The organism is Halomonas sp. 3A7M, from assembly GCF_014897875.1.
Classification (GTDB): Bacteria; Pseudomonadota; Gammaproteobacteria; order Pseudomonadales; family Halomonadaceae; genus Vreelandella.
Genome location: NZ_JABUZD010000119.1, coordinates 14,551 through 36,586, shown reverse-complemented (window position 1 = coordinate 36,586; position 22,036 = coordinate 14,551). Strand labels below are relative to the sequence as shown.

Annotated in this window: 21 protein-coding genes; 3 read left to right on the top strand and 18 right to left on the bottom strand. The window is 54.3% G+C overall.

What is annotated here, in order from left to right; genetic code table 11:
- Positions 1–53: 53 nt before the first annotated feature.
- Positions 54–320 (top strand): PP0621 family protein, encoded by a 267-nt coding sequence (locus INT19_RS11420; RefSeq protein WP_038478351.1) that lies wholly within the window; start codon positions 54–56, stop codon positions 318–320.
- A gap of 32 nt (positions 321–352) precedes the next feature.
- Here the strand turns inward: INT19_RS11420 and thiO are convergent, their stop codons facing one another.
- Complete coding sequence (thiO, locus tag INT19_RS11415; RefSeq protein ID WP_193060817.1) at positions 353–1,462, bottom strand: glycine oxidase ThiO; 1,110 nt, start codon at positions 1,460–1,462, stop codon at positions 353–355.
- A gap of 79 nt (positions 1,463–1,541) precedes the next feature.
- Between thiO and INT19_RS11410 the strand changes: the two genes are divergently transcribed.
- Positions 1,542–2,066 carry a GspH/FimT family protein gene (locus tag INT19_RS11410; RefSeq protein ID WP_193060816.1) on the top strand — a complete coding sequence of 175 codons (525 nt, stop codon included), beginning with the start codon at positions 1,542–1,544 and terminating at the stop codon, positions 2,064–2,066.
- A gap of 28 nt (positions 2,067–2,094) precedes the next feature.
- Here INT19_RS11410 and trxB read toward each other — a convergent pair whose 3' ends face one another.
- A complete protein-coding gene (trxB, locus tag INT19_RS11405; RefSeq protein WP_193060815.1) occupies positions 2,095–3,045 on the bottom strand; it encodes a thioredoxin-disulfide reductase in 951 nt (316 codons plus the stop codon).
- Positions 3,046–3,317: 272 nt separating this feature from the next.
- Here trxB and acnA point away from each other — a divergent pair, with 272 nt between their 5' ends.
- On the top strand, positions 3,318–6,050 hold the full coding sequence (acnA, locus tag INT19_RS11400) for an aconitate hydratase AcnA (RefSeq protein WP_193060814.1): 2,733 nt from the start codon (positions 3,318–3,320) through the stop codon (positions 6,048–6,050).
- A 92-nt stretch (positions 6,051–6,142) separates the two neighbouring features.
- Here acnA and INT19_RS11395 read toward each other — a convergent pair whose 3' ends face one another.
- From INT19_RS11395 to INT19_RS11320, 16 genes are all read right to left on the bottom strand, one after another.
- Positions 6,143–7,822, bottom strand: a complete 1,680-nt coding sequence (locus tag INT19_RS11395) for an NAD-dependent malic enzyme (protein WP_226912669.1) — start codon at positions 7,820–7,822, stop codon at positions 6,143–6,145.
- Positions 7,823–8,000: 178 nt separating this feature from the next.
- A complete protein-coding gene (locus tag INT19_RS11390) occupies positions 8,001–9,212 on the bottom strand; it encodes a YeeE/YedE family protein (RefSeq protein WP_193060812.1) in 1,212 nt (403 codons plus the stop codon).
- 137 nt (positions 9,213–9,349) lie between these two features.
- Positions 9,350–10,372, bottom strand: coding sequence for a tryptophan--tRNA ligase (locus INT19_RS11385; protein ID WP_193060811.1), 1,023 nt, complete (start codon positions 10,370–10,372; stop codon positions 9,350–9,352).
- Between the two features lie 49 nt (positions 10,373–10,421).
- A complete protein-coding gene (locus INT19_RS11380; RefSeq protein ID WP_226912668.1) occupies positions 10,422–10,916 on the bottom strand; it encodes a pilus assembly PilX family protein in 495 nt (164 codons plus the stop codon).
- A gap of 29 nt (positions 10,917–10,945) precedes the next feature.
- Positions 10,946–11,419, bottom strand: a complete 474-nt coding sequence (locus tag INT19_RS11375) for a PilW family protein (RefSeq protein WP_193060809.1) — start codon at positions 11,417–11,419, stop codon at positions 10,946–10,948.
- A 13-nt stretch (positions 11,420–11,432) separates the two neighbouring features.
- Entirely contained in the window at positions 11,433–11,840 is a 408-nt protein-coding gene (locus INT19_RS11370; RefSeq protein WP_193060808.1) for a type IV pilus modification PilV family protein, read from the bottom strand.
- Positions 11,841–12,242: a type IV pilin protein gene (locus INT19_RS11365; protein WP_193060807.1), complete on the bottom strand. Its 402-nt coding sequence runs from the start codon at positions 12,240–12,242 to the stop codon at positions 11,841–11,843.
- 63 nt (positions 12,243–12,305) lie between these two features.
- Positions 12,306–13,286: a 4-hydroxy-3-methylbut-2-enyl diphosphate reductase gene (gene ispH / locus INT19_RS11360; protein WP_038478382.1), complete on the bottom strand. Its 981-nt coding sequence runs from the start codon at positions 13,284–13,286 to the stop codon at positions 12,306–12,308.
- A gap of 55 nt (positions 13,287–13,341) precedes the next feature.
- Entirely contained in the window at positions 13,342–13,785 is a 444-nt protein-coding gene (gene fkpB / locus INT19_RS11355; RefSeq protein WP_038478384.1) for an FKBP-type peptidyl-prolyl cis-trans isomerase, read from the bottom strand.
- A 27-nt stretch (positions 13,786–13,812) separates the two neighbouring features.
- Positions 13,813–14,361 (bottom strand): signal peptidase II, encoded by a 549-nt coding sequence (lspA, locus tag INT19_RS11350; RefSeq protein ID WP_089040749.1) that lies wholly within the window; start codon positions 14,359–14,361, stop codon positions 13,813–13,815.
- The gene (gene ileS, locus INT19_RS11345) at positions 14,354–17,185 is read right to left on the bottom strand and encodes an isoleucine--tRNA ligase (protein WP_193060806.1); all 2,832 of its coding nucleotides are present in this window, start codon (positions 17,183–17,185) and stop codon (positions 14,354–14,356) included. Before ileS ends, lspA begins: the two co-directional genes overlap by 8 nt.
- 7 nt (positions 17,186–17,192) lie before the next feature.
- Complete coding sequence (gene ribF, locus INT19_RS11340; protein ID WP_120386314.1) at positions 17,193–18,230, bottom strand: bifunctional riboflavin kinase/FAD synthetase; 1,038 nt, start codon at positions 18,228–18,230, stop codon at positions 17,193–17,195.
- Between the two features lie 129 nt (positions 18,231–18,359).
- On the bottom strand, positions 18,360–19,937 hold the full coding sequence (gene murJ, locus INT19_RS11335; protein WP_089040746.1) for a murein biosynthesis integral membrane protein MurJ: 1,578 nt from the start codon (positions 19,935–19,937) through the stop codon (positions 18,360–18,362).
- 109 nt (positions 19,938–20,046) lie between these two features.
- Positions 20,047–20,313: a 30S ribosomal protein S20 gene (gene rpsT / locus INT19_RS11330; protein WP_009722795.1), complete on the bottom strand. Its 267-nt coding sequence runs from the start codon at positions 20,311–20,313 to the stop codon at positions 20,047–20,049.
- Between the two features lie 273 nt (positions 20,314–20,586).
- Positions 20,587–21,342: an amino acid ABC transporter ATP-binding protein gene (locus INT19_RS11325; RefSeq protein WP_193060805.1), complete on the bottom strand. Its 756-nt coding sequence runs from the start codon at positions 21,340–21,342 to the stop codon at positions 20,587–20,589.
- The gene (locus tag INT19_RS11320) at positions 21,339–22,007 is read right to left on the bottom strand and encodes an amino acid ABC transporter permease (RefSeq protein WP_089040744.1); all 669 of its coding nucleotides are present in this window, start codon (positions 22,005–22,007) and stop codon (positions 21,339–21,341) included. Before INT19_RS11320 ends, INT19_RS11325 begins: the two co-directional genes overlap by 4 nt.
- Positions 22,008–22,036 lie beyond the last annotated feature (29 nt).

Below are 22,036 nucleotides of genomic sequence, written 5' to 3'. Positions count from 1 at the left end.
GGCGCTCATGTTACTCTAGCTATTATTACATCCCACCATGGGAGTCATAGAGGATGAACCTTTTGATCATTCGGCTGATTATTTTTGCCGTGCTGTTCTATGTGGGCCTGAAACTTTATGGTCTCTACCGAGAGCGCAAACTTTCCCACCAACAGAGTGAACCCGAACGCCATGAAGGCGGACAAATGGTGCGCTGCCGCTGGTGCGATGTCCATGTTCCGGAAGAAGAAGCCCTACGCGATAGCGAACAGTGGTTTTGCTCAAGCGCTCATCGGGATCGTTTTTTGCAAGAGCAACAAGATAAGCAGAACCGCGATTAAAACCGCTACCGATAGACAACGTCAGCCATCAGCTATGCCAAATCCGTGATTAATCGATCTACCGTCGGCTGAAAGGGTGCTGGGTCGATAAGTGGCTCACGCCCTAATAGCTGATCAACCAATACGTGGGTAGACGCAGGTGCAAGCACTAACCCATTGCGGTAGTGGCCCGCATTGACATAAACACCGGACCATCCTGGCAGCGCCCCAATAAATGGAATGCCGTCCGGGGAGCCAGGGCGCAACCCTGCCCAATGATAAGCAACCGGGTGATCTGACAACCCAGGCACAATACTTTCAGCGGTCTGTTTGAGTGACGCCAGTGCTTCACTATCGGTCGTTTTATCAAAACCCGCTTCTTCTAAGGTTGAGCCTACCAACAGCAACCCATCACTACGCGGGATAATATAGCGACCATCTTTCAATACCACGCGCTGCACCAATCCTGGCGGCGCTTGATAAGCAATCATTTGGCCTTTTACGGGGCGTACCGGCAGGCGAATCGTTAAGCTTTCTAACAGCTTGGCTGTCCAGGCGCCACCACATACCACCACCTTTTCAGCGCGCAGCTCCCCTTGCGCGGTCGCAACGCCCAACACCTGTTGGTCATGCGTTATAAAACTATTTACCTCACAGCCTTCATTCAGCACAACGTTCGGCATTGCCAGCAGCCGAGCGCGCAGCGCCTGCCCAAGGCGTGGGTTGCGTACACTGCCAAGTGTCGGCATCCACAACGCACTCTCCTGCGCTGCTGCCACCATGGGCTCCTTCTGACGCACAAACTCAGCGCTAACACGCTCCAGCGGCTTGGCTAAGCCTCTCGCCCAGCCAAGCGCAGTGTCCGCATCATCAACGTTGAGATAGAGCAGCCCTTTTTGGCGATATTCAGGATCAATGCCGGTTTCTTCCAACAAGCGTAGCGACAACGTGGGATACACGCCCTCTGACCAGCGCGAAAGTTGCGAGATGGGCGGCGCATACCGCCATGGGTAAAGCGGCGAGACAATGCCGCCACCTGCCCAAGAAGACTCCTGCCCGCAAATGCCGCGCTCCACTAAAGTAACTTGCTGGCCAGCATCTGCTAGCTGCAGTGCCGTCATCATACCGATCACGCCACCGCCAATAATTAAGAAATTGCTCACAACGTTTGTCCGCTTTGGCTTACATAAAAAACGATCACCGCGAGGTAGGCTGTAGAAAAAACACACGCCTGGAGCCATCATGCCAGCTAACAATAACGGCGTTCCACACACGCGTATCCAAGGCTTTACCCTGATCGAACTTATTATTGCTCTTCTGCTTATTTCAGCCTTAGCCGCCTGGGGAGTGCCAAATTTTCAAGCACTTGGCCGAAGCACAGCCGTTACCGCCGATATTAACAGATTGCAGTCTGCCTTTTCGCTGGCTCGCAACACAGCCATCACGCAGCGTAAAACGACCACGGTTTGCCCAACCAATCAGCAAAGAAACAGCTGCACCAGCGACTGGAGTAATGCGCTACTGGTCATCAAGGGGGACGCGATAAATCAAATAACCAGCAGCGATGTCGTTCGTGTCTTTCCTAAGGAGCAGGCAACTACCGTCACTTATAATCGTAACAGGCGGCGTGTGAGCTATAGCACGCTTGGCCACGCAAACGGCTTCAATGGCCGTTTTTATATATGTGCGGCAAGCGCTCCAGGAAAAGTGCTCGTGCTCAGCCGACTGGGGCGCCTGCGCATCGATGAAACGCCCGCCGATTGTTGATCGCGACAGGCGTTTAACCACGGCTAACTCAGGCGATGCCATCCAGATAGCGCTCAGCATCTAGCGCTGCCATGCAACCACTGCCTGCAGAGGTAATCGCCTGACGATAAATATGATCCATCACATCACCACAGGCAAAGACGCCTGGCACGCTGGTAGCGGTAGCATTGCCTTCAAGGCCTGATGTCACCTTGATATAGCCGCCATTCATGTCCAGCTGGCCCTCAAAAATCCCCGTATTAGGGCTATGACCGATAGCGATGAACAAGCCGGGCGCGTGAATCTCTTTGGTAGAACCATCTTTAGTCGACTTAACGCGCACGCCCGTCACACCGCTGTTATCGCCCAACACCTCGTCCACTTCGTAGAACCACTCAAGGGCAATTTTTCCTGCTTCAACTTTCTCAAACAGCTTGTCCTGGAGGATTTTCTCGGCGCGCAGCGTGTCGCGACGGTGCACCAAAGTAACCTTAGAGGCGATATTTGAAAGGTACAGCGCTTCCTCAACAGCGGTGTTGCCGCCCCCCACCACAATCACTTCTTGATTGCGATAAAAGAAGCCATCGCAGGTAGCGCAAGCAGACACCCCTTGCCCCATAAATTGCTGCTCGGTTGGCAAGCCCAGATAGCGTGCGCTGGCACCGGTGGCAATAATCAGCGCATCACAGGTGTAAATGCCGCTGTCCCCTTTTAAGGTATACGGCTTCTCACCTAAGCTGACCTCATTGATATGGTCGAACAACACTTCCGTATTAAAACGCTCAGCGTGCTGCTTCATGCGCTCCATCAACTCTGGCCCCTGAACACCTTGTGCGTCGCCGGGCCAGTTATCGACATCGGTTGTGGTGGTCAATTGGCCACCTGCCTGCAGGCCGGTAATCAGCAGCGGTTTTAAGTTAGCACGGGCTGCGTAAACCGCTGCCGTATACCCGGCAGGGCCGGAACCAAGAATAATTAAACGTTCATGACGCGTTTCCATGACACCACCTTTGTCACAATTGAGCAGATATCGTTTGCAAGAGAGTCTGCCTGAAATGGCGTCAAGTACAAGCAATTACAAGGGTTAGCCTTCGCGATTAGGCGAAGACGCCTTGAAAGCCGGGGGTGAAACACCCATGTGCTATTAATAAGATAAGCCATACTGGGGATAAGCCACATTAAAGCAAAGCAGTGACCGTCGCGCCTAAGCATTGCGATCAGCAAATTGTGATCAGCAATTCGCTTAAGGCCAAGCAATCATAGGAGAGACCAATGGGCAAGATACCCGATACGCTCACCACGCTAGAAGTAGGCAACCAGCAGTATCATTACTATAGCCTGCCAAAAGCCGCCGACGCGCTCGGCAACATTGACCGGCTACCCAAAACGCTCAAAATTCTGCTCGAAAACCAGCTGCGCTTTGGCGATGACGAAAGTGTTGATCAAGAGGACATTCAGGCGCTAGTGGACTGGCAAAAAGAGGGCAAATCAAGCCGTGAAATAGGCTACCGCCCTGCCCGCGTCCTCATGCAAGATTTCACCGGCGTGCCAGGGGTTGTAGACCTTGCCTCTATGCGCGCTGCCGTTGAGAAGCTCGGCGAAGATCCCGCCCGCATTAACCCGCTTTCCCCTGTTGATCTGGTTATTGACCACTCGGTGATGGTCGACAAGTTCGGCAATGCTGCCGCGTTTCAAGAAAACGTCGATATCGAAATGCAGCGCAACCGTGAGCGCTACGAGTTTCTGCGCTGGGGCCAGCAAGCGTTCGACAACTTTAGCGTTGTCCCCCCCGGCACCGGCATTTGCCACCAGGTTAACCTCGAGTACCTGGGTCGCGCAGTGTGGACAAAAGAGCAGGATGGCCAGACGTTTGCCTACCCGGACACCTTAGTCGGCACCGACTCCCATACCACTATGATCAACGGCCTGGGCGTACTTGGCTGGGGCGTCGGCGGTATCGAAGCGGAAGCCGCCATGCTTGGCCAGCCGGTCTCGATGCTGATTCCAGAAGTCGTTGGCTTCAAGCTGAACGGCAAACTGCGCGAAGGCATTACCGCCACCGATCTGGTGCTTACCGTGACTGAAATGCTGCGCAAAAAAGGCGTGGTAGGTAAGTTTGTTGAATTCTACGGTGATGGCCTTAAAGATTTGCCGTTGGCCGACCGTGCCACTATTGCCAATATGGCACCAGAGTATGGCGCGACCTGTGGCTTTTTCCCTGTAGACGACGAAACGCTTAACTACATGCGCCTTACCGGCCGTGAAGATGACCAAATTGCGTTGGTAGAGGCCTATAGCAAGGCGCAGGGCTTATGGCGCGAACCTGGCGATGAGCCGATCTTTACCGACTCCCTCAGCCTCAACATGGACGAGGTAGAAGCGAGTCTTGCTGGCCCGAAACGCCCCCAAGACCGTGTGGCACTGAAAGACATGGCCGCCGCCTTTGACAAGTTCATGCAAGAGGACGCCAGCGCGGACACAACCGCAAACGGGGAATTCTCCTCGGAAGGCGGTCAAACTGCGGTAGGGGTTGAACGCAGCTTTAAACATGACACCAGCCAAACCGTTAAACTTAACGATAAGGATTTCAGCCTCGATCCAGGTGCCGTGGTAATTGCCGCTATCACCTCATGTACCAATACCTCCAACCCCAGCGTCATGATGGCAGCCGGGCTGCTGGCACGTAATGCACTCCAAAAGGGGCTTACCACGAAACCTTGGGTTAAGACCTCGCTTGCCCCCGGCTCCAAAGTGGTGACCGATTACTTAGCAGCCGCGAACTTAAGCGATGACCTGAATGCACTGGGCTTTAACTTAGTGGGTTATGGCTGTACGACGTGTATCGGCAACTCCGGCCCGCTGCCCGATGAGATCGAAAAAGCGATCAACAGCGGCGACCTTGCCGTGGCATCGGTGCTTTCAGGCAACCGTAACTTTGAAGGCCGTGTGCACCCGCTAGTCAAAACAAACTGGCTCGCCTCACCGCCCTTGGTGGTCGCCTATGCGTTAGCCGGTAACGTACAGTGCAACTTAACGACCGACCCGCTTGGCCAGGACAATGACGGCAACCCGGTTTATCTCAAAGACATCTGGCCTTCTCAAGCAGATATCGCCACTGCCGTTGAACAGGTCAACACCGAGATGTTCCGCAAAGAGTATGGTGCGGTATTTGAAGGCGACGATACCTGGAAAGCGATCAACGTTCCTGAAAGCAAAGTTTACCAGTGGCCTGAATCGACCTACATTCAGCACCCGCCGTTTTTCGAAGGCATGGAGCGTGAGCCGGACGCCATTGAAGATGTTGAAAACGCCCGAGTGTTAGCCCTGCTAGGCGACTCGGTGACCACCGACCATATCTCCCCGGCCGGCTCTATCAAACCCGATAGCCCTGCGGGTCGTTATCTGCAAGAGCATAGCGTTAAGCCCGTCGACTTCAACTCCTACGGCTCACGTCGAGGTAACCATCAAGTAATGATGCGTGGCACCTTTGCCAACGTGCGCATTAAAAATGAAATTCTGGACGGGGTTGTTGGTGGTGAAACCCGCCACGTTCCCAGCGGCGAGCAAATGGCGATTTACGATGCTGCCATGAAATATAAGGAGGAAGGCACTCCCCTAGTGGTGATTGCTGGTAAAGAGTATGGCACCGGCTCTTCACGGGACTGGGCAGCAAAAGGCACCCGCTTATTAGGTGTGCGCGCGGTTATCGCCGAGTCCTATGAACGTATTCACCGCTCAAACCTAATTGGAATGGGCGTGGTACCGCTGCAGTTCCCTGAAGGTGAAAGCCGTGCAACGCTTGGTTTGACCGGTGATGAAGAAATATCAATTGCTGGCTTAAGCGATTTAAGCCCAGGGGGCAGCGTAAAAATTGTCATCAAAAATGACGATGGGGAACGCACCGTTGATGCCAAGTGCCGAATTGATACCGTCAATGAGCTGGCTTACTACCGCCACGGTGGTATCCTTCACTACGTGTTGCGCAAAATGATCGGCGCAGCTTAAAGGCAAAACCTACCAATGCTTGCATAGCCCCCACCATGGTGGGGGCTTTTTTTTGCGCCCTGGTTTTGCTGTTTGGCTTCTCGCTATTAAGCTTAGAAGGCCCTGCGGCGATAAGCACGATACTCGGGCGACCAGCACGCTCTCTCGATACGCTCACGTAATTCGGTGCCGCTTGTTTTAAGCGCCACGCCGTTTTGCTGGGCCTGGGCTGCGACTTCAAAGGCAATCGATTTACTAATATCACGAATCCGCGACAACGGCGGTAGCAGTGCGCCCTTGCCCTCCTTAACCAGCGGCGCTTCGCGCGCCAGCGCCCGAGAGGCGCTCATCAACATTTCATCAGTCACGCGATTAGCATTCGCGGCAATCACACCTAAGCCAATACCGGGGAAGATATAGGCATTGTTACATTGGGCAATTGGATAGGTGCGGCCGTTATACACCACCGGTGCAAAAGGGCTGCCAGTCGCGACTAGCGCTTGGCCGTCGGTCCAGCGAATCACATCTTCGGGTACCGCTTCTGCCTGAGAAGTAGGGTTCGACAGCGGCATAATCACCGGATGTTCGCAGCCCGCGTGCATGGTACGCACCACTTGTTCGGTGAAAATACCGCGCTTGCCGCACACACCAATCAATATCGTTGGTTTCATTTGGGCAATGGTTTCTTCAAGCCCCTGACCATTCCAGTTAGCCACCAGCTCCGAATCGTGGGCCAAACGGCGCTGGAAATCCCGCTGCCAAGGCTGATCAGTGGTCATCAATCCATCTCGATCAACAATAAATATTCGCGCCCGTGCTTCGCTTTCAGTCAGCCCCTCTGCCTGCATGGCCACGACCACCTGCTCAGCAATACCACAGCCTGCCGAACCGCCACCAACAAACACTACGCGCTGCTGGGCAATCGTTTCATCGCGGGCCTGGCACGCCGCCATTAAGGTGCCCACTACCACTGATGCGGTACCTTGCACATCGTCATTAAAGCAGCATAAATCGTCACGGTAGCGCTCTAAAAGCGGTACCGCATTGGCCTGGGCAAAGTCTTCGAACTGCAGCAGAACGTTCGGCCAGCGACGTTTTACAGCGGCAATAAATTCCCCCATAAACGCATCGTACTCTTCCTGGCTAACCCGCTCATGACGCCAGCCCATATACATAGGGTCGTCCAGCAATGCCTGATTGTTAGTGCCCACATCAATCATAATCGGCAACGTATAGGCGGGGCTAATACCACCACAAGCGGTATAAAGTGCCAGCTTACCAATGGGAATGCCCATCCCACCAATCCCCTGATCACCCAGCCCTAGAATCCGCTCACCATCGGTGACAACAATCACCTTAACGTTATCCTTGGTGGCACTGCGCAGGATATCGTCCATATGCTCGCGATCCGGATAGCTGATGAACAGCCCCCGGTGATTGCGATAAATATTAGAGAACTCCTGACATGCCTGCCCAACCGTAGGGGTATAAATAATCGGTAGCATCTCTTCTAGATGCTGAGAGACCAAGCGAAAGTACAGCGTTTCATTGTCGTCTTGGATGGCACGCAGATGAATATGCTTCTCTAAATCACTATGACACTGTTGATACTGGCGATATGCTCTCGACAACTGCTCGTCAATGGTCTCCACTTTTTGCGGCAATAAACCAATCAAGTTAAACGCTAGCCGCTCCTCTTGAGTAAACGCGCTGCCTTTGTTCAATAGCGGCATTTCAAGCAAAGAAGGACCGGCGTAAGGAATGTACAGGGGGCGTTTACTCTTCGTAGACATAGGCACTCTCTTTTTATGTCGATTGCTATTGCAATGCAGCAACGCTGGGCGTTGGCGGCGTTTCGCATAATGTAACATGCTAGTACGACAAAGGTGGGAGGGACATAAATAATGGCAATAAAAAAACGCCTTGGTAGCTACCAAGGCGTTCATAAAAAGCATTAAAACTGATCAACCACTAGCAGCTTTTAGCAGCAGGTTGGCGGCCTTCAACACCGTTAAAAAAGAACGGCCGCAGCTTAACGCCCACCATGTTGCCGGCGAACGCCGCAACCATCCATAGCCAGCCATGCAAGCTGCCAGAGGCAATACCGCTGAAGTAAGCGCCAATATTGCAACCAAATGCCAGCCGTGCGCCATACCCCAGCATGACGCCACCAATAACAGCTGCTAATAGGGATTTAAACGGGATGCGGAAGTTGGGAGCAAAGCGCCCAGCTAGGCTCGCGGCGGCAAGCGCCCCCAGCATGATGCCAACATTCATCACCGTCGTGATATCACTCCATACACTCGCCTCTAATGCCGCAGCATTACCCGGCGCTTGCCAATAACCCCACTGACTGACATCGCCACCAACGAGTTCAAACCCTTTCGCACCCCACAGCGCGAACGCAGAGGTAATGCCCCAAGGGCGACCAGCAAGGGCTAACGTTGCGAAATTGAGTAGCGCTAGCGCCACTGCGCCAGTAATCAACGGCCACGGACCCGTTAACCAGCGCTGACTGCCAGGCTTATCGACCAGCGGTGCCTGCTCCAAGTGACCATGACGACGCTTTTCCATAATCACAGTAAACGCAGCAATCGTCGCAAACAGCACCAAGCTAATCGCAATACCACCGCCAGCACCTGCTGCATTCACCAGCGACACAGGCTGAAACGCTGGCAAGCTCTGCCACCACGCAAAATGCGCTGAACCAATCACCGACCCAACAATGAAGAACAGCAGCGTAATTAACATTCGTGCATTACCACCACCTGCAGTAAACAGCGTGCCCGACGCACATCCGCCACCTAACTGCATGCCCACACCAAAGATAAACGCCCCCACCACGACCGAAATACCAATCGGCGCAACAAAACCACTCACGCTGGTGCCAAACAGTGAACCGGCGCTTAACGCCGGAAAAAACAGCACCACTGCAATCGCCAGCATCACCATTTGGGCACGCAAACCACGGCCCCGCCGCTCGGTGATAAATACCCGCCAAGCAGCAGTAAAGCCAAATGCCGCGTGATACAGCACCAGCCCAAGCAAGCCGCCAACAATCATTAAGAGACCAATATTGGCGCCAAACACCACACCGATAATCACCGCGCCCAGCACGATGGCTGCCGTTGAGAGTAATGGCACCCGGTTCTGACTAGGTGCCACTGCAGAAATCGTCGACATAGCTCACCTTCTAACAACGCCAAAAGCGCCTGTTAGAAACAGGCGCTTGGCTGAGTTGGACAATAATGAGAAGCCTAACGCTGGCTGTAGAACGCTGGAAATTCTTTATTCAGCAGTGCATATGCTTTTAAAGAATATTAAACAAAGCGCCCTAAGCCTACCGCGGAACGTAAGCGATCCATGGTGACGGCGGCTTCTTCTCTAGCGCGATCAGCACCTTTTTGCAGCACCGCTTCAATATGTGCTGGGTCTTCCATGAGCGCGATGTAACGCTCGCGGGGTGCGGTTAAGTGCGCATTCAAGTAATCAAACACCTGGTTCTTAGCGTCGCCCCAGCCAATCCCTGCCACGTACTGCTCGCGTAGTGCAGCGGCTTCCTCATTGCTGGCAAACGCTGAGAATATCTGGAACAGCGTGCAGGTGTCTGGGTCTTTGGGCTCACCGGGTTCCAGTGAATTGGTTTTGATTTTGCGCACCAGCTTCTGCAGCTTTTTCTCGCTGGAGAAAAGCGGGATCGTATTGTTATAGCTTTTGGACATTTTGCGACCGTCCAAGCCCTTCAACACTTCGCCTTTTTCATCCACAACGGCTTCAGGCTGAACAAAATACTGGCCTTTAAACATGTGGTTGAAACGTCCAGCGATATCACGCGCCATTTCAATGTGCTGAATCTGGTCGCGCCCTACCGGCACTTTATTGGCATTAAACATTAAGATGTCGGCGGCCATTAACACCGGGTAACCGAACAAGCCCATGGTGACGCCTTTATCAGGGTCTTGGTCACCGGCTTCTTCATTTTCAGCGACCGCTGCTTTGTATGCGTGGGCGCGGTTCATCAGCCCCTTGGCGCATACACAAGACAGCATCCACATTAATTCGGGAATTTCAGCGATATCCGACTGACGATAAAAAATGGCGTTATCGGTATCTAACCCTAGCGCAAGCCACGTGGCGGCAATTTCCAGACGCGACTCTTGCACACGCTTCGGATCTTGGCATTTGATCAGCGCGTGATAGTCAGCAAGAAAGTAAAACGACTGTACATTGGGGTCTTGGCTTGCCTCAATGGCAGGCTTAATAGCCCCCACATAGTTACCAAGATGTGGCGTTCCGGTCGTGGTAATCCCGGTCAGCACGCGGGTTTTGGCTGTCTGACTCATAGTGTGGATCCAGCTGGATAAAGGTCAAAAAAGGTAAGTCATTGTACACTTAATGCCAAACTACCGTCGCCTGTGTCTGATGGCTTTCCTCACTCTCCTCTACTTTGATAAATACAGGTAGGCTCTGCGCCAGTAACGTTTCACTATCGGTATTGGCATTAGTAATAACCGCACCTAACGCCACTACCCAAGGTTGGCCGTCACGCTCAATGGGCGTAAATAAGCAACTATCGTGTTCGCAGTCATCGCCCAGCAGCGTGGTTAATGGGTGCGCTACGACATCTTCCCAGCGGAGAGTTTGATCGCTATTGATGGTGAGCACGTTGCTTCCCCACTCCAATTCACTAAAAGAAGCCACTGCTTGCGAGGCGGCTATTTCAGCGCGCATTTGCGCTAACGTCGACGCCCGGTAATTACTCGCTAAGCGTTCATCCACAAACGCAGATTGAACGCAGATAACGCCAATAATCAACGCGCTAGCTAACAGTGCCATCACCACAACTAGCGCAGCGCCCTGCTCCTGCGTTCGCGGTCTAAGCTGCATATCGCCTCCTTGCTCACACTCCATACATCTCATGGGCTAGCCGAAAACGTAGGCTGCAGAACAGCCTCTCGATGGGTAACGTGGAAATCGATATTGGCCCCTTGCCGACCTAATGGCAGTGACACCACGCTAACCCCATTGGTGGCGGGTGCTCCAAGCGGTTCATCCCGCTCACAGCTAGCGCCAGCGTCATAATCAAAGGTGACCAGCGGCTGAGCCTCCTGCATATCCTGAACCGTGCAGCGACAGCCAGACTCAATTACCACGCACTGCAAGCGAAAAAAAGGCGCTCCGTTTGAGTCGGTAGCGCCGTGCCTGCGTAGGGTGTCGGTAATCGATGTCGCCGCGTAAAGAAGCGCTTCCTGATTCCGCCCCAATTGATCCACCTGCTTAAACGTATGAAAGGTGCTTAAGAAAAGCTGTCCAGCACCTAGAATCACCACCATACCAATGGCCATGGCGACCAGTAGTTCTGTTAACGTAAAACCGCGCTGCACATCCATGGCAGGCCCACCTTTACGGCTGGTTGGGAAGTTGGAACACGTAGTTGAAGATATCGTCGGACTCATTAGGCTCAGTCCGCAAGCGCACCACCACATCAAACCGACAGCCTTGGCGCTCAATACGACTCTCTTGCCCCTGGGCATAGCCAAGCGCCGCCTGTTGACCTGCAAACCAATGGCTGTGCCATGCGGACTCAATGGTGGCTAACGGAATCGTGTCACAGTCTTGGTACGAGGAAAGTGCTGCCCATATCCGCTCTTGGGCATCTACCGCTGCGACGTTCGCTAGCGACTGCGTGTAGCCTGCACTAGCGCTTTGCAGTGCTGTCACCTGCATCGCGGCAACGCCTATCAGCCCAAACGCTAAAATCACCAGCGCGATAAGCGCCTCGATTAGCGAAAGGCCGCTTTGCCTAACCATTTACCAGCACGCCTCAGGCAGGCGCTCGCCCCGCGCATTAAATTGAATATCGCTGTTACAACCGTCAGTTTGAGATGTTGCCGCCGTCAGTAAAAACCCACCATCGTCCTCACTGCCGTCATCGGCCGTAATCATGTAATTACCATCGGGAGAAGAGGGAGTAAATGAGCAGTCGGCATAAGCGTATTGGCGGGAGTAGCAGCGCTCAAGCTCGGCGGCGGCCTGCAACAGGCCAGCATGGGCATCTGTGCGTAGCGAACGCTCAACATAGCGGGTGTAACTGGGGTAGGCAATGCCCGCCACTATGCCAATGATAGCGACGGCAATCAGCATTTCAATGAGCGTAAAACCGTGCTGACGAGCTTCCTGGCGCCCAGCACGGTTAGCAAAAGGCAAAGGCACTGAACGCGCTCCTGTATCAGTTGGCCCATACGCTGAGTATGTCGCAAACCGATAGGCTTTGCATCAGTCGCTTACAATCACCTGCTCACGCAGCTCTTTCGGCATAGAGAAGGTAATATTTTCTTCGCGGCCCTGCAGCTCAACAGGCACCTCTGCGCCAAACGTTTGCAGCTTGTCGATAACACCTTTCACCAGCACTTCTGGCGCACTGGCCCCGGCGGTGACACCAATACGGCTAACACCTTCTAGCCACGCTGGCGCAATTTGGTCGGCATTATCGATTAAATAGGCAGGCGTGCCCATCCGCTCGGAAAGTTCGCGCAGGCGATTAGAGTTGGAGCTATTGGGGCTGCCGACGACCAACACCAAGTCGCTATCTGCCGCTAGCTCACGCACCGCATCCTGGCGGTTTTGAGTGGCATAACAGATATCATCTTTGCGTGGCCCCTGGATCTCTGGGAACTTCTCCCGCAATGCATCAATCACCTTAGCGGTGTCATCCATCGAGAGCGTGGTTTGAGTCACAAACGCCAGCGCTGACGGGTCATTGACGGCTAACTTCGCCACGTCCTGCTCATCTTCGACCAGGTAAATCTGGCCACCGTGAGAAGTGTCGTAACGCCCCATGGTGCCTTCGACTTCCGGATGACCTTCGTGACCAATCAAAATGCACTCTTGGCCGCGCTTAGCATAACGCAACACTTCCAAATGCACTTTGGTAACCAATGGACAGGTCGCATCGAAGACTTTGAGACCACGCTGCTCAGCCTCTTGTTGCACGGCACGGGAGACACCGTGAGCCGAGAAAATCACGATCACGTCGTCAGGCACTTCATGCAGCTCTTCAACGAACACCGCGCCACGTTCGCGCAATGTTTCAACCACAAAGCGGTTATGTACCACCTCGTGGCGTACGTAAATGGGCGGACCGAAGACATCTAGCGCGCGGTTGACGATGTCGATCGCGCGATCCACGCCAGCACAAAAACCGCGCGGGTTCGCCAGCTTGATCTGTATTGGCTGAGAGGACTCTGATGACTGCATAAAAGCGCCTTGATGCAACTTGCATCGCCGGTTAAATGAAAACGAGTGCTTAAAATCAGTGTTTGGTGATGGGCGTTACGTTCAGCACATCGACTTCAAACGTCAACGTGCGACCTGCTAGCGGATGATTAAAATCCACTTCCACACGGTCGCCATCTATGGTTTTGACCACGCCAGGCAATTCCGTTCCCGCTTTATCAGCAAATGACATCACCATGCCGATTTCTGGCGCTTCATCACCGAAATCGGCGCGCTTCAGCGTTTGAATATTTTGCGGGTTATGCTGCCCAAAGGAGTGCTCAGGTGTGATTTGAAACGACCCGCTCTGGCCTGCGGCCATCCCTTTAATCGGGTGTTCGAAACCAGGTGGCAAGTTACCGTCGCCATACTGGAACGTCGCCGGGGCTTTCTCTTTGGTGGAATCGACTACCGTGCCATCTTCCAGCTTCAGCGTGAAGTGCAGGGTAATCTCCATACCATCATCAATTAGGTAGTCCATGGTTCCTCACTCGTCACTCTATGGCTTTCAATCACGCTGCTGTAGCGCGGCTTTCTTACGACGTCGATCACCCATTATCGACTCCCAAATTAACCCCACCGCTCCCAGCGTAATGCCGATATCCGCCACATTAAAGGCAGGATAGTACCAACCAGCGGCATGGAACGATAAAAAGTCCACCACATAGCCATGTACTAAACGGTCATACAGATTACCCAGGGCACCGCCAATAATCAGCGGCAACGCCACGGCCAGCAGCTTTTCATCGGCCTTAACGCGGGAAAGCCAGACGGTTAAGCCAATGCTGGCACCAATGGCAATCAGCGCAAAGAACCAGCGCTGCCAGCCGGGATGGTCCGCTAAAAAGCTGAACGCAGCGCCAGTATTGTGCAGCAGCGTTAGGTTGAAAAACGGCAGCACCTCAACGGGCTGGGCGTAATTCAACAAATGGCTGGCGGTGTATTTGGTCAGCAAATCTAACACGATGATCGCCACCGCTAGCCACAGCCAGCGCAGCGGCCGCCGCATCGGCGGCCGCTGGTGTGGATCATTGGTGGTTGACGCAGTGTTAGGCATAGTAACGAATCTCGCCGCTGCCTTCTGGAAGATTGCTGATACAGCGACCACACAGGTCGGAATGCTCAGCATGAGTGCCTACATCAGCACGATGGTGCCAGCAGCGCTCGCACTTCTGGTGCTCGCTTCCGCTAACCGCCACTTTCAAGCCTTCAAGCTCGGTGCTTTCTGCGTTGGCGGCATCCACTAGCGGTGCTAGATGGACTTCACTGGTGAGCATCACGAAGCGCAGCTCGTCGCCCAATTTAGACAGCGTAGCGTTCAGTTCATCGCTCACGTAAAGCGTAACTTCCGCCGCCAAGCTGCCCTTGATGACTTTGGCATTACGGGCGTCTTCCAAGCACTTGTTCACCGAATGCTTCACTTCCAGCACTTGCTCCCAGAAGGCACGGCCCAGCTCAGCGCCATCCTCTAAGGTGCCAAGCCCAGTGTAGTAAGTTTCCAGCAGTACGCTGTCGCCACGCTTGCCAGGAATATGCTCGTAGATCTCCTCAGCGGTAAACGACAGGATCGGTGCAATCCAGCGGCTCAGCGCTTCAACCACATGATAAAGCGCGGTTTGCGCGCTACGGCGGGCGAGTGAATCCGTTTGGGTGGTGTACTGGCGATCCTTGATGACATCCAGGTAGAAGCCGCCTAATTCCCGTGCGCAGAAACCGTGTACCTGCTGATACACATCCAGGAAACGGTACTCTTCATAGGCTTTTTCGATACGCCCCTGCAGCTGTGCCGCACGGTCAACCACCCACTGATCCAGTGCCAGCATATCGCCAAAAGCCACCTGATCGTTAGCCGGATCAAAACCGTTCAAGTTAGAAAGCAAAAAGCGTGCAGTGTTGCGGATACGACGATACACATCGGCGGTACGCTTCAAGATTTCATCCGACACCGCCATTTCACCGGAGTAGTCGGTAGACGCTACCCAAAGGCGTAAAATATCAGCGCCCAACTTATCCATCACACTTTGCGGCGCGACCACATTCCCCAACGATTTGGACTGCTTACGGCCCTGTGAATCGACGGTAAAGCCATGGGTTAGTAGCTGACGATATGGCGCATGACCATCAATCGCCGATCCGGTCAGTAGCGACGAATGGAACCAGCCACGGTGCTGGTCCGAGCCTTCCAGGTACAAATCAGCACGCGGGCCACTTTCATGACCATGAGGGTGCGAGCCACGCAGCACATGACGATGCGTGGAGCCGGAGTCAAACCAGACATCCAATGTATCGGTGACTTTGTCGTACTCAGCAGCTTCGGCACCGAGTAGCTCAGCGGGGTCGAGTTTAAACCACGCTTCAATACCCTCTTGCTCGACACGCTTAGCCGCCTCTCCCATCAACTCAACCGTCTTGGGGTGCAGCTCGCCCGTTTGCTTATGCAAGAAGAACGGAATCGGCACGCCCCAGTTACGCTGGCGGGAGATACACCAGTCCGGGCGATTAGCGATCATGCTATGCAAACGCGCCTTGCCCCACGCGGGGGTAAATTCGGTGGCTTCGATGCCTTCCAACGCCCGCTCACGCAGGGTTTTACCGTCTTTACCTTGAATATCCATGCCCACAAACCACTGGGCAGTGGCACGATAAATCACCGGGGACTTATGGCGCCAGCAGTGCATATAGCTGTGCTTGATGGGCGTGTGCGCCATTAGCGCATTAACCTCGCGCAGCTTCTCAACGATATGCGGGTTAGCTTTCCAGATCATCTGGCCGCCGAAGAACGGCAGATCATCAGCGTAAACACCGTTCCCCTGCACTGGGTTAAGCATGTCGTCAAAGCTCATGTCATGCTCACGGCAGGTGATAAAGTCATCCATACCGTAAGAAGGCGCTGAGTGAACGATGCCCGTGCTACCCACTTCGGACTCAACGTAATCCGCGAGGTAAACCGGCGAGAGGCGGTCATAGAACGGATGACGGAAATTGATTAGATCCAGCGCTGCACCTTGCGCGGTAGCGATTACGCTGCCCGTCAGCTCAAAACGCTCTAAACAGCTTTCCACCAGCTCTTCTGCGAGCAGCAGCAGGCGTTCGCCGGTATCCACGAGCGCATAGGTAAACTCAGGGTGAACGTTCAACGCCTGGTTAGCGGGGATTGTCCAAGGCGTGGTGGTCCAGATCACCACCGCCGCAGGCTTGGGCAATTCGCTTAGACCAAAGGCCGCCGCTAGCTTGTCGGCATCTTCTACCGGGAAAGCGACGTCGATGGCGTCGGATTTCTTATCGGCATATTCAACTTCCGCTTCAGCCAAGGCCGAGCCACAATCAAAGCACCAGTTGACCGGCTTTAGGCCTTTGAACACATAGCCCGCATCCACCATTTCCGCCAAGGCACGGATTTCGCCCGCTTCATTAGCGTAATCCATCGTGCGGTATGGGTGGTCCCAGTCACCGATGATGCCCAGGCGAACAAAGTCAGCTAGCTGCGTTTCGATCTGCGCACCGGCATATTCACGGCAAAGCTCGCGGGCTTTACCCGCGGCCAAATGTTTACCGTGGGTGGTTTCTACCTTGTGCTCAATAGGCAGACCGTGGCAATCCCAGCCTGGCACGTAAGGGGCATCAAAACCCGCCAGATTCTTCGACTTAACAATAATGTCTTTAAGGATTTTATTGAGAGCGTGACCAATATGGATGCTGCCGTTGGCGTAGGGAGGGCCATCGTGCAGAACAAACAGCGGCGCACCCGCGCGGGCATCGCGCAAGCGCTGGTATAGGTTCATATCCTGCCATTTAGAAACGCGCCCTGGCTCCTGCTTCGGCAGCATGCCGCGCATAGGAAAGTCGGTTTCTGGCAAGTTTAGCGTGTGCTTATAATCCATAGTCCGGTCAGCCGTCGTTAGCATCGGCGGCGTTATCCGCCGAAGAGAAATCAGAAGAAGCGGTCTCACGCCCAAGCGGGGCCGAGGCCAGCGGAAGAGAATTCATGCAGCCAGCACCCGCTGCTGCGAAGTAGCGGCGCGCTCTGGCTTGATCGTGTTCAATTTGCGTTTTTAGCGCATCAAAGTCGTCAAACTTCACTTCCCCACGCAAACGCGCGCAGGGGTAAACCGTCAGCCGCTGACCATAGAGGTCGCCTGAGAAATCCAACAGATGAACTTCCAGCGTGGGGCGTTTAGACCCCACCGTTGGCCGAAAGCCAACATTCGCTACGGCGGGATAACGCTGACCATTAGCCAGCTCGGCCACCACAGCAAACACGCCGCGCAGCGTTAATGGCTGAGGCAACAGCGGCAGGTTAGCAGTGGGCACACCAATAGTGCGCCCTAGCTGCTGGTCGCGTACCACACGGCCATGCAGCGAATACGACCTGCCCAGCAGGCGTGCAGCCACGTCAAAGTTACCGCTGGCCAGTAAGGTACGCACGCGTGAACTGGATACCCGCTCGTCATCAACTTTAAAGGTGCGCGTGTGCTCTACACCAAACCCTTCCACCTGCCCGACAGTTTTAAGCAAGGTGAAGTCGCCACGGCGGTCGCAGCCAAAGCGGAAGTCATCACCCACCACCAGATGCTTCACCCCCAAGCCCTTAATTAGCACTTGATCGATAAACTCGCGCCCGGTCAGGCTGCGCAAGGCATCGTTGAAAGGCAGGCACAGCACCTGTTCGGCACCATGATCACGCAGCAAGCGAACTTTTTCACGCAGGCGGGTAAGCCGCGGCGGTGCTTGATCACCAGCAAAAAACTCCCGCGGCTGAGGCTCAAACACCACCACGGTCAACGGCACCTTCAAGCGCGCCGCATGCTCACGGCACTGCTGCAGGATCGCCTGATGGCCGCGATGCACACCATCAAAATTACCGATGGTGGCAACGCAGCCCCGATGAGCCGCTGTCAGATTGTGCAGACCTCGAATGACGTGCATGGCACCTCTTTTTTAAAAGCCTTTTTTAAAAGCGTTTGATTATAACGAACGCGCTGATCAGGTGCAGGGGAAGATTACTTTCGCCCTGGCATCACCTTTTTAATCACCCTAACGCTGCCTATTGGCGCATCAGCTATTCATCTTAAAGTGACGCAGCCGCAGGCCAAACGCGGTCAACCAGGCAAAGTAAAGCCCGCCACCCAGCACGACTAACCCTGCTACCCAGCGAATGCGCTGCCACAGTTCAAAATCAAGCCACTCCTGCCAGTCGGGGGCAGCCAGATAAAGCGCAATACTCATCAACGCGCTACCGCCCACCAGTTGTACTGCGTAGCGTCCCCACCCCGGCTGAAAGATCAACACCTTCTGGCGATAGAGCAGATATCCCAGCAGCCCAGCATTTAAAAATGCCGACAGTGCAGTCGCCAATGCCAAGCCTGCGTGAGCAAGCGGCCAAATTAACAGCAGGTTGAACACCATGTTAGCCACCATGGCGATAATGCCCACTTTGACCGGTGTTTTAGTATCCTGACGAGCAAAGAAGCCCGGTGCTAACACCTTGATCAGCATAAACGCCACCAATCCAAAGGCGTAAGCGCGTAGGCTCATGGCGGCCATTTGAATATCGGTATCGGTCATTGCCCCGTAGTGGAACAAGGTAATCAAAAACGGTTCTGCCAGCACGGCCAGTGCCAGCGCGGCAGGCACCCCCAATAGCAGCACAACGCGAATGGCCCAGTCTAGCATCGCTGAAAAGTGTTCGGTGGACTGCTCCGCATGACGCTTGGAAAGTGCAGGCAAAATAATTGTGCCAATCGCCACACCGAAGACCCCAAGCGGAAGTTCGACCAACCTATCCGAATAGTACAGCCAAGACACGCTGCCCGCCGTTAACAACGAGGCCAACACCGTATCCAGCAGTAAGTTAATTTGCGATACCGATACGCCAAACAGCGCGGGAGCCATCAGCTTCAGAATGCGCTTCACGCCTTCGTGGGCAAAATTTGGCCACGGGGTCGGCAGCAACCCAAGGCGCAGCAAAAACGGCACCTGAAACGCTAACTGGGCAGCACCCGCAATCAACACCCCCCAGGCCAGCGCCATGGCGGGCTCTTCCATTAACGGCATTAGCAGTAGCGCCGCGCCAATCAGCGAAATATTCAGCAGCACGGGGGTGAACGCGGGTACCGCAAAGCGGTTCCAGGTATTCAGCACGCTACCCGAAAAAGCGGTTAACGAAATCAGTAGCAAATAGGGAAACGTCAGGCGCAGCATGTCGGCTGTCATGGCCAGCTTTTCGGGGTCGCGCCCGAAGCCGGGGGCAAATACCCACACCAGCCACGGGGCGCCCAGCATCGCCAACGCTGTTATTAGCGCCAAAATAGCCGTCAGGCTGCCCGCTACCGCATTCAGTAGCTCGCGAATTTCCTGCTTACTGCGCTGGGTTGAGTACTCTGAAAGCACCGGCACAAAGGCTTGGTTAAACGCCCCTTCGGCAAACAAACGGCGCAGAAAATTAGGAATTTTAAACGCAACGAAGAACGCATCCGAGCCGTTGCCTGCCCCCAAGAAGGTGGCAACCACCACATCGCGCACCAACCCCATCACACGCGACAACATGGTCATGGCACTGACCACTAACCCAGAGCGCATCAACCCGCGGCGCGGGGGCGACATATTTGCTTGCGGTGGCGTGTTGGCGGTCATCACTCAATCCATAGCGACTAAAACAAGAGACCCAAAGTCGCCGCGGGCAACGCGACGTATAGACACAAAAAAACCGGCCGCAGCCGGTTTTTTTATGGCGCCTGCCGGCTTACGCCGCCAGAGCCTTAATGCGCTTGTTCAAGCGGCTTTTCAGACGTGCAGCTTTCTTCTTAGAAAGAACGTCTTTATCAGCGATGCGGTCGACAACCGGCTGCATTGCCCGGAACTCTTCCATCGCTTTGCCATGATCGCCGGTGCTGATCGCTTTGATCACACGCTTGATGTAGGTGCGGACCATGCTGCGCTGGCTGGCTTTCAGGACGCGACGAGTCTCGGCCTGGCGGGCGCGCTTGCGTGCTTGCTTGCTGTTCGCCACAGGTATCTCCTTGGAGAATAAAGGTTGCCAATAAACGGCAACGGATTAACTATGTGTTTGTCGGTCGGCTTTCACCACGACATTTCCGTCAGAATCTTTCCACAATAACCAATTGATTTGGAAGCAATTAAAATACTACCAAATGGTGTAACGAGCAGTTCAAAATCTGCCCGTCCACGGGTCTTGTCTGAGAGGATGGCATAGTCTATCACGCGTTAAGCGGGCTTGCCAGCGCTTGTCAATGCTTTTCCCGCACAGATTGCCACTCACCCGTTATGGCAATGCCTGCCCCGTTGGCGCCAGAATTTTGCGCAGAAAACGCCGCGTCCGCTCATCTTGAGGATTGGTAAACAGCTCCTCAGGCGGCCCTTGTTCGACAATTTGTCCTTCATCCATAAACACCACCCGGTCGGCGACGTCTCTGGCGAACTGCATTTCATGGGTCACCACAATCATGGTTTGCTGCTCGGCGGCGAGCTGTTTCATTAAGCTCAGCACCTCTTCCACCCATTGCGGGTCCAGCGATGAGGTTGGCTCGTCGAATAGAATCACATCGGCATTCGCGGCCATCGCACGCCCAATGCCTACCCGCTGCTGTTGGCCACCGGACAGCGATGCTGGGTAAGCATCCGCCTTATCGGCCAAGCCAATGCGCTCTAAAATCTCCCTTGCCCGAGCGTGCGCCTGAGCCTTAGGCAGCTTATCAACGACAATCATGCCTTCGCTGATATTTTCTAACGCCGTTTTGTTGGCAAATAGCCCATAGTTCTGAAATACGAAAGCGGTTCGTCGGCGTAGCGCCAGAATATCGGCACGACTAGCACGCCGGGCATCGACCCTTAAGTCGCCTACCGTGATGTGTCCCGTTTCTGGGCGTTCTAGAAAGTTAATACAGCGCAGCAGGGTTGATTTACCGGTACCCGAGGGACCAATAATGACGATGATTTCACCCTGCTCCAGGTGCAAATCAACGTCGGTAAATACTGGCTGCTGGCCAAAACGCTTACTGACAGATTCGAGGGTGATCATCGCTGGTACGCCTTATTCAGATACGTTTCCAGACGGCGCTGGCCCCAGGAAAGCGCTTCCACCACCACCCAGTAAATAATCGCCACCAGCAGAAATGCTTCCAGATAGAGAAAGCTGCCCGAGGCTTCTTTTTGGGTAGCGCCCATCATTTCGGTAACACCCAGGGTAAACGCCAGGGAAGTCGCTTTAATCATATCGATGAAGTAGTTCATCAGCGTTGGCGTTGCCACGCGGGTGGCTTGAGGCAGAATAATCCGCCGCATCAATTGAGACTGGGTCATACCGATGGACAGCGCCGCTTCGGTTTGGCTGCGGTCAATACCGACAATCGCCGCGCGAATGGATTCCGCCATGTAGGCCGAAAAGTGCAGCGTTAAGCCCAGCACCGCTGCGGTCACCCCGTTGATGGAAATCAGCGCGTTAATCAGTTGGGGCAAGCCGTAATAGAACAAAAACAGCTGCACCAATAGCGGCGTTCCGCGAAAAAACGAGATAAACAGCATTGCCGCGCCGTTCAACACCGGCACTCGCGATACCCGGATGACCGCCAACAGGCAGGCAATGATCAGCGCCAACAACATGGCGATGCTCGCCATTTGCAGCGTTAACGGTAAATAGCTCAATAGGACCGGCAACAGGCCCCACATATACTCCACATTCAACATGGTTATTCCAAGGTCAGTTTCGCAACGTC